This window comes from Marinobacter sp., from assembly GCF_014859525.1.
Taxonomy (GTDB): domain Bacteria; phylum Pseudomonadota; class Gammaproteobacteria; order Pseudomonadales; family Oleiphilaceae; genus Marinobacter.
In genome coordinates, this window is sequence record NZ_JACUUB010000062.1 from 1 (window position 1) to 16,110 (window position 16,110).

Annotated in this window: 13 protein-coding genes; 12 read left to right on the forward strand and 1 reads right to left on the reverse strand. The window is 55.8% G+C overall.

The window, feature by feature from the left end; all coding sequences use genetic code 11:
• The first annotated feature begins 161 nt into the window (after nucleotides 1-161).
• The 10 genes from dnaX to IBX51_RS11745 are packed head-to-tail and all read left to right on the forward strand — an operon-like array spanning nucleotide 162 to nucleotide 9,366.
• Nucleotides 162-2,045 (forward strand): DNA polymerase III subunit gamma/tau, encoded by a 1,884-nt coding sequence (gene dnaX / locus IBX51_RS11700; protein WP_291831434.1) that lies wholly within the window; start codon nucleotides 162-164, stop codon nucleotides 2,043-2,045.
• 4 nt (nucleotides 2,046-2,049) lie between these two features.
• Entirely contained in the window at nucleotides 2,050-2,373 is a 324-nt protein-coding gene (locus tag IBX51_RS11705) for a YbaB/EbfC family nucleoid-associated protein (protein WP_291831435.1), read from the forward strand.
• A 39-nt stretch (nucleotides 2,374-2,412) separates the two neighbouring features.
• Entirely contained in the window at nucleotides 2,413-3,015 is a 603-nt protein-coding gene (recR, locus tag IBX51_RS11710) for a recombination mediator RecR (protein ID WP_291831436.1), read from the forward strand.
• Nucleotides 3,016-3,031: 16 nt separating this feature from the next.
• A complete protein-coding gene (locus IBX51_RS11715) occupies nucleotides 3,032-4,192 on the forward strand; it encodes an HRDC domain-containing protein (RefSeq protein WP_291831437.1) in 1,161 nt (386 codons plus the stop codon).
• A complete protein-coding gene (locus tag IBX51_RS11720) occupies nucleotides 4,179-4,472 on the forward strand; it encodes a YcgL domain-containing protein (RefSeq protein ID WP_291831438.1) in 294 nt (97 codons plus the stop codon). Before IBX51_RS11715 ends, IBX51_RS11720 begins: the two co-directional genes overlap by 14 nt.
• Nucleotides 4,469-4,915 carry a YcgN family cysteine cluster protein gene (locus IBX51_RS11725; protein WP_291831439.1) on the forward strand — a complete coding sequence of 149 codons (447 nt, stop codon included), beginning with the start codon at nucleotides 4,469-4,471 and terminating at the stop codon, nucleotides 4,913-4,915. The genes IBX51_RS11720 and IBX51_RS11725 overlap by 4 nt, the downstream gene beginning before the upstream one ends.
• On the forward strand, nucleotides 4,915-5,259 hold the full coding sequence (locus IBX51_RS11730) for a hypothetical protein (protein WP_291831440.1): 345 nt from the start codon (nucleotides 4,915-4,917) through the stop codon (nucleotides 5,257-5,259). Before IBX51_RS11725 ends, IBX51_RS11730 begins: the two co-directional genes overlap by 1 nt.
• A 50-nt stretch (nucleotides 5,260-5,309) precedes the next feature.
• A complete protein-coding gene (locus IBX51_RS11735; protein WP_291831441.1) occupies nucleotides 5,310-7,304 on the forward strand; it encodes a vWA domain-containing protein in 1,995 nt (664 codons plus the stop codon).
• An 18-nt stretch (nucleotides 7,305-7,322) separates the two neighbouring features.
• Nucleotides 7,323-8,165, forward strand: a complete 843-nt coding sequence (locus tag IBX51_RS11740; protein WP_291831443.1) for a MoxR family ATPase — start codon at nucleotides 7,323-7,325, stop codon at nucleotides 8,163-8,165.
• Between the two features lie 22 nt (nucleotides 8,166-8,187).
• Entirely contained in the window at nucleotides 8,188-9,366 is a 1,179-nt protein-coding gene (locus IBX51_RS11745; RefSeq protein ID WP_291831444.1) for a VWA domain-containing protein, read from the forward strand.
• 232 nt (nucleotides 9,367-9,598) lie between these two features.
• Here IBX51_RS11745 and IBX51_RS11750 read toward each other — a convergent pair whose 3' ends face one another.
• On the reverse strand, nucleotides 9,599-10,084 hold the full coding sequence (locus IBX51_RS11750) for a MaoC/PaaZ C-terminal domain-containing protein (protein ID WP_291831445.1): 486 nt from the start codon (nucleotides 10,082-10,084) through the stop codon (nucleotides 9,599-9,601).
• Nucleotides 10,085-10,330: 246 nt separating this feature from the next.
• Here IBX51_RS11750 and IBX51_RS11755 point away from each other — a divergent pair, with 246 nt between their 5' ends.
• Both IBX51_RS11755 and hrpA read left to right on the forward strand, forming a co-directional pair.
• Complete coding sequence (locus tag IBX51_RS11755) at nucleotides 10,331-12,007, forward strand: long-chain fatty acid--CoA ligase (protein WP_291831446.1); 1,677 nt, start codon at nucleotides 10,331-10,333, stop codon at nucleotides 12,005-12,007.
• Between the two features lie 162 nt (nucleotides 12,008-12,169).
• On the forward strand, nucleotides 12,170-16,078 hold the full coding sequence (hrpA, locus tag IBX51_RS11760; RefSeq protein WP_291831447.1) for an ATP-dependent RNA helicase HrpA: 3,909 nt from the start codon (nucleotides 12,170-12,172) through the stop codon (nucleotides 16,076-16,078).
• The last annotated feature ends 32 nt before the right edge of the window (nucleotides 16,079-16,110 follow it).

The following is a 16,110-nucleotide window of genomic DNA, read 5'->3' on the forward strand; positions in this document are numbered from 1 at the left end:
CGCAATGCTGCGGGAACGGCTGTTTGAAAGCGAGCACGAGCGCCGGCGCATCCGAGCCCTCGACCGGGCCACCGGCGACGGTGTGTGAGCAGATCATCCTTCTTCTGAATCAGGCTACATGCTATTGTTAGCGCCGGTTTGCAGCAGCAGTTGAAGGGATTATGAGCTATCAGGTATTAGCCCGAAAATGGCGCCCGCGCACCTTTGAGGACATGGTGGGTCAGGAGCATGTGCTTCAGGCACTGGTGCATGCGCTTGAGCACCAGAGGTTGCATCACGCCTACCTGTTCACCGGTACCCGAGGTGTGGGAAAGACCACGATTGGTCGATTGCTGGCCCGGTGCTTGAATTGCGAAACCGGTATTACTCCGAATCCCTGTGGCGAATGCGACAGCTGCAAAGAAATACTGGAAGGCCGCTTTGTTGATTTGATCGAAATCGATGCAGCGTCTCGTACCGGTGTCGACGACATGCGTGAGCTGACCGACAACGTTCAGTATTCGCCCAGCCGTGGTCGTTTTAAGGTGTACCTCATCGATGAGGTACACATGCTGACCAATCAATCGTTCAATGCCTTCTTGAAGACATTGGAAGAGCCCCCTGAACACGTCAAATTCCTGCTGGCAACCACCGATCCCCAGAAGTTGCCGGTCACGGTGCTTTCCCGTTGTTTGCAGTTCAATCTGAAGCGGATGACACCGGAGCACATTGTCGGTCACCTGAAGCATGTGCTGACCGAAGAGCAGATCCCGTTTGAAGACCCGGCGTTGTGGCTATTGGCCCGAGCCGCAGATGGCAGTATGCGGGATGCTCTGAGCCTGACCGATCAGGCCATTGCCTTCGGTAATCAGAACCTTGCCGCCAGCGATGTCAGCAACATGCTTGGCACCATTGATCAGCGAGACATTGAACGCATGGTCGCCACTCTGGTTGAGCGGGATGGCCCGGGCCTGCTGGCAGAAATCAGCCGGATTTCTGATTTTGCACCGGATTACGCCGTTATTCTTGCAGACCTGTTATCTCTGTTCCATCGGGTTACCATGGAGCAGGTGGTGCCCGGTAGCGCAGATAACGCCCTCGGCGATGCTGCCCAGGTGCAGGCATTGGCTCGCAAACTGAGCGCTGAAGACGCACAGTTGTTTTATCAGGCCGCTTTGATGGGTCGAAAAGACCTCGCTGTTACACCCGATGCCCGCATGGGCTTTGAAATGACCCTGCTGAGAATGCTCGCGTTCCGCCCGGGTGCCGACCGTCGGGAGCCGCCGGCGGCGGCGTCGTCAAGCACGGGTGATAGCGGGGGGCGGGCTGAACCCGAGCCAGAGCCGGCAGCGCAAGTGTCGACACCGGCTGTGCCGGAGGTGCAGGCTGAGCCTGCTGCCGCATCGAACGCTTTGCCGCGTTCCGCCCCCCCCGATCAGTCAGTGCAGGCATCGGAGCCCCCTGTAATGGACGCTCCCCCGTGGGATCCAGAACCGGTCGAGTCGTCGTTAGGAACCAATGTTGATGATGGTCACCCTCCGGTCTGGGATGAGCCGCCACCAGCGCAAGATGTGCCGGAACCGGTTTATGAACAAGTGGTCGAACCAGTCGCTGATGCCGTCGAGCCGACATTAGAGCCGATGGTCGAGCGGGACGACGATGCTTCGGTTGCTGTAGATGGTTTTGTTTGGGAGCGGGATTTCCGAACGCTGGAAATCAACGGTATGCCGGGCAACCTGGCCAGTTACAGTGCCATGGTCATGGATGGCCAGGCGGTGGTGCTAACACTGGACGAAGGTCATTTTCGTCTGTTGAATGCGCGCCACGAAGAAAAAATTCTGGTGGCCTTGAGATCTCGCTTTGGCGACGCCACAGAGTTACGGATAGAGCAGGGCGAACCGGGCGTTCATACCCCGGCGGCCTGGGAAGAACGCCAGCGGGTCGCCAGGCAGAAGTCAGCGGAAGACTCCATCCGACAAGACCCGCTGGTTAAACGTATTGTTGAGCGATTTGAAGGGCGAGTGGTAGAAGACAGCATTCGCCCCGTCGAAACAGGCAGGAGATAGACGCATGATGAATAATATGGGCGATCTGATGAAAAAGGCCCAGCAGATGCAAGAGCAGATGCAAAAGGCCCAGGAAGAGGCGGCCAAGGCCGAAGTGATCGGTGAATCCGGCGCGGGCTTGGTTAAAGTGACGATGAACGGTCGTCATGATGTTCGGAAGGTAGAGATTGATCCGTCACTGCTGTCGGAAGATAAAGAAATTCTGGAAGATCTGATGGCTGCAGCCGTTAACGATGCTGTTCGCCGGGTTGAGGCAAACCAGAAAGATCAGATGTCTGGCATGATGTCGGGAATGGGCATGCCTCCCGGATTCAAGATGCCGTTCTAGTTTCTAGTCGAGGCCTGCCATAGTCTTTGAGGAGCATTCATGGCATTCAGCCCCCTGGTTGATGAATTGGTTGAGTCGCTCCGGTGTTTGCCGGGGGTGGGTCAGAAAACCGCGCAGCGAATGGCGTTTCACTTGCTGGAGCGAGGCCGGTCTGGTGGCGTGCGGTTGTCTGCGGCCTTGGGCCAGGCCATGGATGGTGTGCGCCGCTGCAACAGCTGCCAGAACTTCTCAGATACAGAAATTTGCCAGATCTGTGAGAATCCCGTTCGCCACACCGGCACTTTGTGTGTGGTTGAGAGCCCCTCAGATTTGCTGGCCATCGAACAGGCCGGGGATTACCGGGGAGGTTACTTTGTGCTGATGGGCCATCTTTCACCCATTGATGGGGTTGGGCCCGAAGAAATCGGCATTGAGCGACTGTTGCGGCGGGTTCGCGAAGAGGCCGTAACCGAACTGATTCTGGCCACAAACCCTACGGTAGAAGGTGAGGCCACCGCTCATTATATTGCAGACCGCCTGGATGGTCAGAACATCCTGATCACGCGGCTGGCCCATGGCATACCGGTTGGCGGTGAGCTTGGCTATGTTGATGGATTTACACTTACCCACGCATTCCGGGGCCGTAAGCCCTTGTCTGAATAACATCTCAGGTTTGCTCATGACTCATAACGCATCGGCCGTCCCCGTTCCCCCGGCCCCGGATACCGTTCGCTGGATTCGCGAGCCAGAAGCGCTCGATCAATGGCTGAACAGCCTTCCTGCCGGCGCGCCCGTGGTGTTGGACACCGAGTTTGAGCGCGTATCTACTTTCTATCCGATCCCGGGCCTGGTGCAGTTAGGTGCCGAAGGCGACTTCTGGTTGTTAGACCCGGACGTTGTAGAAGGCTCTGAGCAGTTCAGGCTTATGCTGGCCGATCCGAAGCGCCCCAAACTGCTGTACGCCATGAGCGAGGATCTGGAGTTGTTCCGGCACTGGTTGGGCGTAGCACCACAGGGGCTGCTGGATCTTCAGATCGGCGCGGCGATGGCCGGAGAGGGTTTCTCGGTTGGTTATGCGCGTTTGGTTGAAGCTTTGTTTGGCGAGGCTCTGGATAAGTCAGTGACTCGCTCTGACTGGCTGGCCCGGCCCCTGAGTGCTGAGCAGGAACGTTACGCAGTTGATGATATCCGGTTTTTGCAGCCGCTCCACACCTGGGTGAGCGAGAAACTGCGTGACCGGGGACTGGAATCTGCGATGGCAGACGAATCGCAGCGTTTCGCAGAAGAGGCAGCGCAACAGGAAGAGCCCGAAAAGCACTACTTGAAATTGCGTGGAGGATGGGCGCTATCTCCCACACAGCAAGCGGTCCTGCAGGCTTTGGTGGTTTGGAGAGAGGCCGAGTGCCGCCGCCTGGACCGGCCCCGCAACCGTGTGTTGAACGATGGGTTGTTGATCGCCATTGCGGAGCGCAGTCCGGAATCACTGAGGGTACTGAGTGATGTTCAGGGCGTACCGGGCGGCATCGTAAAACGCTACGGCGAGCATTTGCTGGAGCTTGTTCGCACCGCCAAAAATGCAGATCATACCGGTTTAGAGCTGATTCCAAGGCCGCTAACCCGGGACGAGCAGGCGTTTTTCAAAAAGGTAAAACGATGCTTTAAGAAGGTGTCGGAAGATGCTGATATTCCTATAGAACTACTCGCACCAAGAAAGCGCTTAGAGATCGTTGTTCAGCAAGGAACTCTGGCTGGAAACCCATTTTTTGAAGGCTGGCGCAAAAAGGTTATTGCGCCGGCACTTGTCGAACTCGAGGAACTTCTTCGCCATGAAAGACCGTGAATTTGTGTCGGTGTTTCGCAGTAGTAAAAAAAGCGACACCTATTTGTATGTTCGCCGGGGCCAGAAGTGGGATGAGCTTCCCGAGGCTTTGCGCTCCATATTCGGCAAACCGATTCACTCCATGGACCTGCTGTTGAGCCCGGACAAGAAGCTGGCCAGAACATCTGGCCAGGAAGTGCTTGCAGCGTTGGCAGAGAAGGAATTCTTCCTGCAGATGCCGGAAGAGCAAGACACCTACATTGTCGATTTTCGCCGCAAAGCCGAGCAACGCGGAAAATGATCGCTCAGATTCCCTTCTGGCAGCGCAAGCGGCTGCATGAGATGACTCAATCGGAGTGGGAATCACTGTGTGATGGCTGTGGGCAGTGCTGCCTGCAGAAGCTCGAAGACGAAGACACCGGTGAGGTTTACCATACCGACCTCGTTTGCCGGTACATGAACGATCAAACTTGCCGTTGTACGGTGTATTCCGAGCGGTTAGAGAAAGTGCCGGGCTGTACCGTACTGACGCCCAAAACAGTAGACCAATACCATTGGCTGCCCGTTACCTGCGCTTACCGCACGCTGGCCGAGGGTCGGCCCCTGGCGGACTGGCACCCCCTGCGAACGGGTGATCCGCAATCCGTGCATCAAGCTGGCGTGTCTGTTCAGGGAAAGGTGATTTCGGAAGATCGCGTTCCGGAAGAAGACTGGGAAGACCACATAATTCACTGGGTTTTGTAATGATTGATACTGACGCTTCATTAGCTTACGGAATTTTCTGGGCGGTCTACGCGGTGGCCTTCGTCGTGTTTTTCTACATGATGAAATCGCTGTTCCGGTTGCTGCCATTTTACGGCCTGAGAACCTTGTTGCTGTCGGCGTTGGTAGTGCTTCTGCTGACACCGGTGGAATCAGCAGAACTGGCCAATTGGTGGATACCGGCCTGGCTGTTTGCCGGTTACGAACTGATTCTGGGTGATGCCGACGCGGCGGGCAGGGCGATACTCAATTTCACTATCGCAGCAGTCGTCATGTTGCTGGTGTGGATTCTTGACCTCGTCCGGTACCGGTTGGTGCGTAAATAATCAGATACTTCCCAACAAGATAGGCAATGTTGTTTATGAGGCGATTTCAGGTGCTCCTGCTGTTGGTCATGTTTAGTCTGTTGCCGGGGCACGCAGTTGCGCAAGACACCATACTGACACTGCCCCAGCAAGCCGATGTACGCATTGTTGTTGATATCTCAGGATCCATGAAGGAAACCGACCCTGGCAACTTGCGTCGGCCGGCGGTGAGGTTGTTAGCCCGGATGCTACCGACGGGATCGGAAGCGGGGCTTTGGACGTTCGGGCAGTACGTGAACATGCTGGTACCGTTTGGCGCCGTGGACGATGCCTGGCGTAATACGATGATAGAGCGGTCCGAACAGATCAATTCGGTGGCTCTCCATACCAATCTCGGCCTGGCCCTTGAAAAAGCAAGTGACGACTGGCTATCCGGTGGCACCCTGGAAAATACCCACATTATTGTGCTCAGTGATGGCATGGTCGATATTCCCGGCGGTAACACGGCAAGCCGAAGAGAAGAACGGCGCATCCTCGAGACCCTGTTACCGACGCTGAAAGCCAAGGGCGCAACCATTCACACGGTAGGCTTATCTGAGCTGGCAGACGTCAATTTTTTGCGCAGGTTGGCTCGTGAAACCGGAGGCAGTTTTCAGCTGGCACAAACAGCCGAAGCGCTCAACCTGGCTTTTGCCGATGCGCTTAACACGGCGGTACCCCAGGAGCAGATTCCGATTGAAGGCGATGGTTTTGTCGTCGATGAGGGCGTTAAGGAATTTACCGCGCTGATTTTTTCTGGCAAAGACTCCGAGGCCGCTTCTGATCTTGCGCTGGCAGTGCCGGATGGTGAGCCATTTACCGCAGATAGTGTGCCCGGCAATGTTCGCTGGGCTGTCGAGCCGGGCTATGACTTGATTACGGTCACTGAACCGTCTGCTGGTCGCTGGCGTATTGTCGGCGATCTGGGGCAGGGTAGTCGTGTAACGGTGGTCAGTGATCTGCGCATGGTCGTGAGTCCGATACCCACTGAATTCTCCGAAGAGAGTCCGTTCAATCTGGACGTTGCCTTTTTTGAAGAGGCCGAGCGGCTTGTGAGTGCTGATTTTCTGCAGGTGATGCAGGTGCGCCTGTCGATCACTGCGAATGATGGTCGACGGGGCACCAAGGTGCTGTCAGCAGATCAGCCGCCAGAAGACGGTGTTTATCGGGATACCGTAACAAGGTTACCTGCGCCGGGGCGTTATCAGATTGATGTGGTCGCCGATGGTGGTACCTTCTCCCGTCGATTCAGTGCCATGACCAGCTTCACCTTGCCTGGTGAAGAACCGGTGCTGGAAGTGGTCTCAGAGCCGTTGGTACCAGACCTTCGTGACCAGGTTGAGATGCCCATAGCGGATCAGCCAGAGCAGGAGCGTGAACCCGTTCCTGAACCAGCGCCGGAGCCTTTACCTGACACCGCAGCGCCGGAACCCGTAAATGATGTGGCTGATGCTGAGCCGGAACCCGTGATAGAGGCTGAAGGTGCTCGCGAGCCGGAACAAGGCGCGTTCTGGGGTTTGCCTGTATGGTTGTGGGGTGCCGGGGCGGCACTGTTTGTAGCGATAGTCGGGTTTGGCCTGTTTGCGTATCGTCAGAAAAAGGCCCGGTCAGCGGCAGAGCAGGCCGCCGCCGCGAGCCGTGAGACGCTGGATGACCTGCCTGAAGATGAAGAACTGGTGCCGGTGGTAGCGGCGACAGTGGAAGATGAAGAACCAGAACCAGAACCAGAACCAAAGACCGGTGAAGGCAGCGAGATTCTGGAGGAGGACATCCCGCTTGCCGACGATACGGTGGTGGATGAGCCAGAGGACGAGCCCGTACAGAGCAAGACTGCACCAGAGCCAGAGCCGGAGCCGGAGCCTGAAGATGATGAAGACGAGTTCGGACTGGAGGATTTTGATCTGTCCGAGTTTGACGATTTGCCGGATTCCGAGGACGAAGACACTATGTCAGAGGCCGACGGCCAGGACCTTGACAAGTCTGAGGCTGACGACTCCGATCAACACGACAAAGATCAGAAAAAGTAACCAACAGGAAACAAACACATGAAGTTTACCGGTACCGATAAATACGTAGCCACCGATGACCTGCAGATGGCGGTGAATGCCGCTATTGCACTCCAGCGCCCGTTGCTGATCAAAGGCGAGCCCGGCACCGGAAAAACCCTGCTGGCGGAAGAAATGGCGCAAGCATTGGGGCTGCGACTTATCCCATGGCACATCAAGTCCACCACCAAAGCCCAGCAGGGTCTTTACGAGTACGACGCGGTATCGCGCCTTCGCGATTCCCAGTTGGGGGACGAGAAAGTTAAAGACATTCGCAACTACATCGTTAAAGGTAAGCTGTGGGAAGCGTTCGAGGCCGACGATCAGGTGGTGCTGCTGATCGATGAAATCGACAAAGCCGACATCGAATTCCCCAACGACCTCCTGCTGGAATTGGACCGCATGGAGTTCTACGTTTACGAGACTCAGGAATTTGTGAAGGCGCATAAGCGTCCGATTGTGGTGATCACCAGTAATAACGAGAAAGAGCTGCCCGATGCCTTCCTGCGCCGCTGCTTTTTCCACTACATCAGCTTTCCGGACCACGGCACGATGAAAGAAATCGTGGACGTCCATTTCCCGGGCCTGCAACAGCAGGTGGTTCGTGACGCGCTGGAAGTATTCTTTGATGTGCGTAAGGTGCCAGGGCTTAAAAAGAAGCCGTCCACCTCAGAACTGATCGACTGGCTGAAGCTGTTGATGGCTGATGAGCTGTCTGCCAAGGCGCTACAGGAGAAAGACAGCAGTTCTGCGCTGCCACCGTTGTACGGCGCCCTGGTGAAAAACGAGCAGGACGTTCACCTTCTGCAGAAGCTGGCGTTTATGGCACGTCGCCGCAACTGATCACTGGCAAGAGTTCTGCGTTATGTTGATCAACTTTTTTCTCGAAGTGCGCCGGGCCAAGGTTCCGGCCAGCCTGCGAGAGTTTCTTGATCTGCTGGAGGCGATCCAGCAGCGCTTGGCTTTTGCGGATATGGAGGAGTTCTACTACCTGGCACGAGTGTGCCTGGTCAAAGATGAGCGGCACTTCGACAAGTTCGACCGGGCGTTTCAGGCGTACTTTGAAGGCATAGAAAATCTGGATGATTTGTTGGAGGCGCTGATTCCCGACGACTGGCTGCGGGCCGAGTTCGAAAAACACCTCAGTGACGAAGAAAAGGCCAAGATTGAGTCTTTGGGTGGTCTTGAGGAGTTGATCGAAACCTTCAAGAAGCGCATGGAAGAACAGAACGAACGTCATGCCGGAGGTAACAAGTGGATCGGTACCGGCGGCACCTCACCGTTCGGGGCTAACGGCTATAATCCCGAAGGTTTCCGTATCGGCCAGAAGAACGGTCGTCATGGCCGGGCGGTCAAGGTCTGGGAAAAACGCGAGTTCAAGGATCTGGACGACAGCATTACCCTGGGTTTGCGAAACACCAAGGTGGCTTTACGGCGCTTGCGTAAATTTGCCCGACAGGGGGCTGCTGATCAGCTGGACATGGACGATACCATTCGGTCAACGGCGCGCAATGCCGGTTATCTGGACCTGAAAATGGTGCCGGAGCGGCACAATGCCGTCAAGGTTCTGATCTTCTTTGATGTGGGCGGTTCCATGGACCCCCACGTGAAGGTATGCGAAGAATTGTTCTCGGCTGCCAGGCTGGAGTTCAAGCACATGGAGTATTTCTACTTTCATAACTTCATTTATGAAAGTGTCTGGAAGAACAATATCCGGCGCATGAACGAAACCATGAGTACCTGGGACATCCTGCACAAGTACACATCGGACTATAAAGTGATCTTTGTAGGGGACGCGACCATGGCGCCTTACGAGGTGACCCATCCCGGCGGCTCGATCGAGCACTGGAACGACGAGGCCGGTGCTACCTGGTTTCAGCGAATCTCGGATCACTTCCGCAAAGTGGTTTGGTTGAACCCGCTACCAGAGAGTTACTGGGGCACTGGCGGTTCGCTGGGTATAACCAAACAATTGGTCAATAACCATATGTACCCCCTCACGATTGAGGGCCTCGAATCTGCTATGAAACATCTGAGCAAGTAGTCCGGTCGCCTGGCGGATAGCCAAAAAAAGCCGACGCGGTTGAGGGCATCGGCGAAGCTCGGCATAGTCTAGCGGGGGTTGCCCAGAAGGCGCTCCCGCCGCTTATTGATCAGCAAGCTCCGCGCCACTGTCGTTTAATCTCTATTTTTCAATAAAATACGGATTAAGGGTGGTGCTTTATATCTGCCAGATTCCGAGCTTATTTGCTTTTCTGTCAAATAACTCGACGCTTTCAGCTCTCGATGGTGATCTTCGGCAGACGAGGTTTCTGCAGCGAGATTTTCTCGGTCGGTGCGATCACTTTGGCCTCACCGATCACAACCTGGTCACCGTTCTGATTGCGAACGCTACACTGGAACGCAACCCGGTTTTTGGGCTCTTTTTTGAGCACGGTGAGTGCCACCGTGAGGGTGTCATCCAGTTTGACCGGGCGTTTGAAGGCCAGGCTCTGTTCCAGGTAGATGGTTCCCGGGCCTGGCATGACGGTCGCCAAAGCCGCTGAAATCAATGAGCCACTCCACATGCCATGGGCGATGCGCTCTTTGAACATCGACTCTGCCGCAAATTCGGAGTCCAGATGTACCGGGTTGACGTCACCGGAAACCGCTGCGAACAGCACCAGCTCATCCTCGGTGAGGGTTCGGGTAAAGGTGGCAGAGTCGCCTTCGTTCAGTTCGTCGTAGGTGATATTTTCCAGGGTATCCAGGGTGTCGCTCATCAGAGACTCCAGTTCGTCAAGGGAGAGTGAAAGGAAGAATGTAAAGGCAGTACCGTTGTGTCGTTCGATGTTCTGAAAGCTACCTCATCGTTAACAAAACTGCTATTCTCTCCCGACTTTTTTGAGGCTGAGACTTTAGTAGGGTTGATTTTGAGACCGGATCAGCCTTGGCAAAATATTACAATCAGGGAGCTTCTGAACCCCATCCGGTTGCTCCCAATAGCGCCAATCAGACAGGAGATGGTGATGGATTTTGAGCAGTTCTATCAAGACAAGTACCCCGCCGGCATTCCACGTGAGGTAGATCTCAAGAAATACACAAGCATGGTCGACGTTTTCGAACGGGCCGTGAAGAAGTTCGCTGATAAGCCTGCATTCTCCGCCGTGGGAGCAACCCTCACTTACCGGGATCTTGATACCCTGAGTCGCAATTTTGCGGCCTGGCTGCAGAACAAAACCGATCTCAAGCCGGGCGACCGTATCGCTGTGCAAATGCCCAACGTCGCCCAGTACCCTGTCATTGTTTTTGGTGCCATGCGCGCCGGGCTGATTGTGGTCAACACCAACCCGCTGTACACCACTCGCGAGATGGAACATCAGTTCAACGATTCTGGTGCCAAGGCCCTGGTGGTGTTGGCGAACATGGCTGACAACGCGGAAAAAGTACTGCCCCATACCGGCATTGAGCACGTCATCGTGACTGAAATCGCCGATATGCATTCAACAATCAAGCGCACGCTGATGAATGCGGTGGTCAAGCACGTCAAAAAGATGGTGCCTTCGTTCAACATTCCGGGTGCCCACAAGCTGCCGGCGGTTCTCAGTGCGGGTGCACGCGAAACCTTCACGCCGGTTGAGACCAAGCTTGAAGACCTGGCGGTGCTGCAATACACGGGCGGCACCACGGGTGTTGCCAAGGGTGCGATGCTGACCCACGCCAATCTGGTGGCAAACCTGACTCAGGTGCGTCCGATGATGGAAGATCAGGTAGAAGAGGGCAAAGAAGTGGTCATCGCGCCACTGCCGCTGTATCACATCTACTCGTTCACGCTGAACTGCGGCATCATGCTTGAGGCCGGTGCTCACAACGTACTGATTCCCAACCCCAGAGACATCCCCGGTTTTGTCAAAGAAATGCAGAAACAGAAGTTCTCCGCCTTTATTGGCCTGAACACCCTGTTTGTGGCCCTGTGCAACAACGAAGATTTTCAGGATCTGGATTTCTCCGGTCTGAAGCTGACGGCTTCTGGCGGCATGGCGCTGACTTCGGATACCGCCAAAATGTGGGAGCGGGTAACCGGGTGTGAAATCAGTGAAGGTTATGGCATGACCGAAACCTCACCGGTCGTCACGTTCAATCCCCGCAGTGCCATTCAGATTGGCACCATTGGCCTGCCGATTCCGTCGACCATCATCAAGACTATCGATGACGACGGCAACGAGACAGCCATCGGCGAGCCTGGCGAGCTGTGCGTGAAAGGGCCGCAGGTGATGCTGGGTTACTGGCAGCGCCCTGAGGATACCCAGAAGTCCTTCACCGAGGATGGTTACCTGAAGACCGGTGACGTAGCACTGATCCAGGAAGACGGCTACATCCGCATTGTTGACCGTAAAAAAGACATGATCATTGTGTCTGGCTTCAACGTGTTCCCGAATGAAATTGAAGATGTGATCACTGGACACCCGAAGGTGATCGAGTGTGCTGCTGTCGGCATTCCAGATGCCAAGAGTGGCGAAGCCGTGAAGGTGTTTGTGGTGGCCACCAAAGAAGGCGTGACTGGCAACGAAATTAAAGAGTTTTGCCGCGAACGCCTGACCGCCTACAAAGTGCCCAAGCACTTCGAGTTCCGGGATGAGCTGCCCAAGAGTAACGTGGGCAAGATTCTCCGTCGCGAATTGCGGGACGAAGCCAACGCCAAGTAAGGGCGTTGGTGCAGCCTTGCGGTTGCATTGCATCAACACAAAGACCCTGCCCAGGCAGGGTCTTTGTGTTTCTACTGCCCGGATTTCCCGCTAGACTGTGGCGCCTTGGGATGCACCCATCAATGAGCCCGTTGCTGTTCAATGACTGAAAAAACGACCCCTATGCCAGAACGCCCGGACGCTGATCCACAGGCTGCAGTAAAAGCCATCATGAGCCAGCTGGACACCTGCAATCAGCAGGAAGCTGCACGCATCATCCGCCGGGTCAGCCAGACCAAAGGCAAGCCCGGCCAAAAAGACCTGGAGTCTATGGCGTTGTGGCTTGATCGCGGGCTGGAGAAAGTTCGCCAGAGGCAGGCCCTGCATAAACCCGCGAACTTTGCCGATGGTTTGCCGGTGAGCGCCCGCGTTGACGACATCAGCAAGGCGATCGATCAGCATCAGGTGGTGATCATTGCCGGCGAGACCGGGTCTGGTAAAACCACACAGATCCCTAAGATTTGCCTCAATCATGGCCGCGGTATTCGAGGCATGATCGGGCACACCCAGCCACGACGAATTGCAGCGCGCAGCGTTGCTGGACGGATTGCCGAAGAGCTGGGCGAACAAGTCGGTCAGCAGATCGGTTACCAGGTTCGATTTACCGACAACACATCAGAGGCGTCTCGGGTCAAAGTCATGACCGACGGTATTCTGCTGGCGGAAATCCAGCACGATCGGTTTCTCGATCGTTACGACACCTTGATCATCGACGAAGCTCATGAGCGCAGCCTGAACATCGATTTCTTGTTGGGCTATCTGAGGCAATTGCTGCCCAAGCGACCTGACCTGAAAGTGATCATCACGTCGGCCACCATTGAGGTGGATCGTTTCAGTGACTTCTTTGACAAGGCTCCGGTGATTGAGGTCAGTGGCCGGACGTTTCCTGTGGATATCCGCTATCGGCCGTTGACGGGCGATGAGGATGACCGTGACCAGGGGTGGACAGACGGTGTGTTATCGGCGTTGGATGAAATTGAGCAGCATGAGCGCAAAGAGAAGCAAGCGCCCGGCGACGTGCTGGTGTTTCTGCCCGGCGAGCGCGAAATCCGGGCCCTGAGTAAGGTGTTGCGCCACGCCGAGCTGCGCCATACCGAGGTGTTGCCGTTGTATTCTCGCCTTAGCAATCAGGAGCAGAACCGGGTATTCCAGGCCCATAAGGGCCGGCGGCTTGTGCTGTCGACCAACGTCGCGGAAACGTCCTTAACGGTGCCGGGCATTCGCTATGTTATTGATACCGGTGTTGCCCGTATCAGCCGTTACAGCGTTCGTTCAAAGATCCAGCGCCTGCCCATTGAGCCGGTTTCCCAAGCCAGTGCTAACCAGCGGGCAGGCCGTTGTGGGCGAGTCGCTCCGGGTATCTGCTTTAGGCTGTACGATGAGGCCGACTTCATCAATCGACCAGAATATACCGATCCGGAGGTACTGCGTACCAACCTTGCTTCGGTCATTCTGCAAATGGCGACCTCGGGCCTGGGTGATATTCAGAACTTCCCGTTTCTTGAGGCTCCGGACCGTAAACAGGTCAATGATGGCTATAAATTGCTGGAAGAACTCAGCGCGGTAGATGACAAGCGCCGGGTAACCCGCCTTGGTCGCACCATGGCGCGATTGCCACTGGACCCAAGGCTTGCCCGAATGCTGGTGACGGCGGCGGATCATGGCAGCCTGTCGGAAGTTCTGATCGTGATTGCCGGGCTCAGCGTGCAGGACCCAAGAGAACGGCCCCAGGACAAACAACAGGCTGCCGATCAGGCCCATGCGCCGTTCAATGACAAGGAGTCGGATTTTGCCACGCTGCTGAACATATGGAACTGGTTTGAAGAACAGCGGCAAGAGCAATCCCAGGGGCAGCTTAAAAAACTGTGCCAGAAAACGTTCCTGAGCTGGATGCGTATGCGGGAGTGGCGCGACATTCATCGGCAGTTGACCCTGATTTGCCGCGAGCAAAAGCTCACCCTCAACAAGAACGTGGCCAATTACGATGCCATTCACAAGGCCATCCTGGCCGGCTTGCTGGGCCATGTAGCGGTCAAGGTAGAGAAGCGCGAGTATCTGGCGACCCGAAATCGAAAGGTGTTGATATTCCCGGGCTCTAAAGTAGCCAAATCAGGGCCCAAGTGGATTGTTGCGGCAGAAATCGTGGAAACCAGCAAGGTGTTCGCCCGCATGGTGGCGGCCATTCAGCCGGAGTGGGTAGAGCCTTTGGCCGGTCATGTCGTGAAACATCATTATTTTGAGCCACACTGGGAACAGAAGCGCGCCCAGGTAATGGGCTATGAGAAGGTTACGCTTTACGGGTTAGACGTGGTGCCCAAGCGGCGGATTCCCTACGCCAAGGTAGATCCCGAAGTTTGCCGCGATCTGTTTATCCGGCGCGCACTGGTAGAAGGGGACTATCACTCTAAGGCACCGTTTATTGCCCGCAACCGGGATATGCTCGACACGGTCGAGAACCTTGAAAAGAAAACCCGACGCCGGGATCTGTTGGTGGATGACGAAGTGTTGGTCGCTTTTTACGACGAGCGCTTGCCCAAAGACATTGTGAGCGGGCGGCATTTTGAAACCTTTTGGAAGGGGCTGTCAGCGGAAGCCCTGCATAAGCTGGAGTTGACCGAGTCGGATGTGTTGCAGCGACCACTTGACCAGAGTGCTGCCACGCAATTCCCGGATTTTCTGGAATGGGAGGGCGTAAAGTATCCCCTCAGCTACGAATTTGAGCCCACCAGCGAGCAAGACGGGGTCACGCTTAACGTGCCACTGATGGCGCTAAAACAGATACCTTCTCGCAGGCTGGAATGGCTGGTGCCCGGCCTGCTCCGGGAAAAGTGCATTGCCTTGGTCAAAGGCCTGCCTAAATCCCTGCGCCGTAACTTTGTGCCGGTGCCGGATTTTGTGGATGCCGCTCTTGAGAACCTGCAACCGAGCAACGAGCCTTTGGCCCTCAAGCTTGGCGAGCAACTGCGCCGGATGACCGGCGTTCAGATAGATCCGGAAGCCTGGCCACAGGAAGAGCTGCCCAGACATCTACGGATGAACTTGCGGGTGACCGGCGACAAGGGCAAGCCGGTTGCAGAAAGCCGGGATGCCGATGACCTGCAGGCAAAACTGCAAGGCCGGGCCGAAGAGGCCCTGGCGTCTGCCACTGAGAATGACGACAGTCCGCAGGCGGCTGGCGAGTATACCGACTGGCAGTTTGGCCACCTGCCTGAACAGGTACAGACCGAAAAAGGCGGGATGCAGGTAACGGTCTATCCGGCCCTCGAAGACCTGGGCAAGCAGGTGCGCACGATTCGTTGTCTGGACCGGCTGACGGCGGAGGACAGCCTTCGCCGTGGCATTGCCCGGCTGATCATTAACCGGTTTGGTAATACGCTTGTGGATCTTGAGCGCAAGCTGCCCAGGTTCAAGCAATCCGCACTGATGTTCGCCCCGGTCGGGCAGGCCAAAGTGCTATTGGATGACCTGTTGCTGTCTGCGGTGATGGAGCACTTCCTGTCTGGCAGCCTGCCCAGAGACGCTGATCAGTTTGCGCAGTGTTATGATCGCCATCGGGGCGACTTTATTGCGGCGCTTGAACAGGCAGACGAGCGCTTGTTTCAGGCTATGTCCGGGTACCAGAAGGTGGCCAGGCAACTCAAAGGCAAGATTAACCTGTCGTTGGCCAATAGCATGTCGGATCTGAAGTTTCAGCTTCAGCATCTTGTTTATCCTGGTTTTCTTGTTGCGACACCGTCGCAGTGGCTGGAGCGCTTTGGTATCTATTTTGAGGCGGCTTTAATCCGGCTGGAGAAAATGCCCCGCGAGCTGGGCCGGGAGCGAGAGTTTTTGCACACGATAGGGCCTCTTTGGACTCGCTATGCGACCAAACAGGAACAGCAGAAACGCCAGGGTATTCGAGATCCCGAGCTGGAACGGTATCGCTGGATGCTGGAAGAGTATCGGGTGTCGTTTTTTGCCCAACAATTGGGCACGGCGATGACCGTATCCGTCAAACGGCTGGACCGTCAGTGGCAGGATACCCGGGTATAACAGGCCAGGTTGGTGCACTATGCTGGTGCTAA

Excerpts from the sequence above, each read along its gene's own strand:
- dnaX (WP_291831434.1), top strand. The coding sequence starts at position 162 with ATGAGCTATCAGGTATTAGCCCGAAAATGGCGCCCGCGCACCTTTGAG.
- IBX51_RS11705 (WP_291831435.1), top strand. The coding sequence starts at position 2,050 with ATGATGAATAATATGGGCGATCTGATGAAAAAGGCCCAGCAGATGCAA.
- recR (WP_291831436.1), top strand. The coding sequence starts at position 2,413 with ATGGCATTCAGCCCCCTGGTTGATGAATTGGTTGAGTCGCTCCGGTGT.
- IBX51_RS11715 (WP_291831437.1), top strand. The coding sequence starts at position 3,032 with ATGACTCATAACGCATCGGCCGTCCCCGTTCCCCCGGCCCCGGATACC.
- IBX51_RS11720 (WP_291831438.1), top strand. The coding sequence starts at position 4,179 with ATGAAAGACCGTGAATTTGTGTCGGTGTTTCGCAGTAGTAAAAAAAGC.
- IBX51_RS11725 (WP_291831439.1), top strand. The coding sequence starts at position 4,469 with ATGATCGCTCAGATTCCCTTCTGGCAGCGCAAGCGGCTGCATGAGATG.
- IBX51_RS11730 (WP_291831440.1), top strand. The coding sequence starts at position 4,915 with ATGATTGATACTGACGCTTCATTAGCTTACGGAATTTTCTGGGCGGTC.
- IBX51_RS11740 (WP_291831443.1), top strand. The coding sequence starts at position 7,323 with ATGAAGTTTACCGGTACCGATAAATACGTAGCCACCGATGACCTGCAG.
- IBX51_RS11745 (WP_291831444.1), top strand. The coding sequence starts at position 8,188 with ATGTTGATCAACTTTTTTCTCGAAGTGCGCCGGGCCAAGGTTCCGGCC.
- IBX51_RS11750 (WP_291831445.1), bottom strand. The coding sequence starts at position 10,084 with ATGAGCGACACCCTGGATACCCTGGAAAATATCACCTACGACGAACTG.
- IBX51_RS11755 (WP_291831446.1), top strand. The coding sequence starts at position 10,331 with ATGGATTTTGAGCAGTTCTATCAAGACAAGTACCCCGCCGGCATTCCA.
- hrpA (WP_291831447.1), top strand. The coding sequence starts at position 12,170 with ATGCCAGAACGCCCGGACGCTGATCCACAGGCTGCAGTAAAAGCCATC.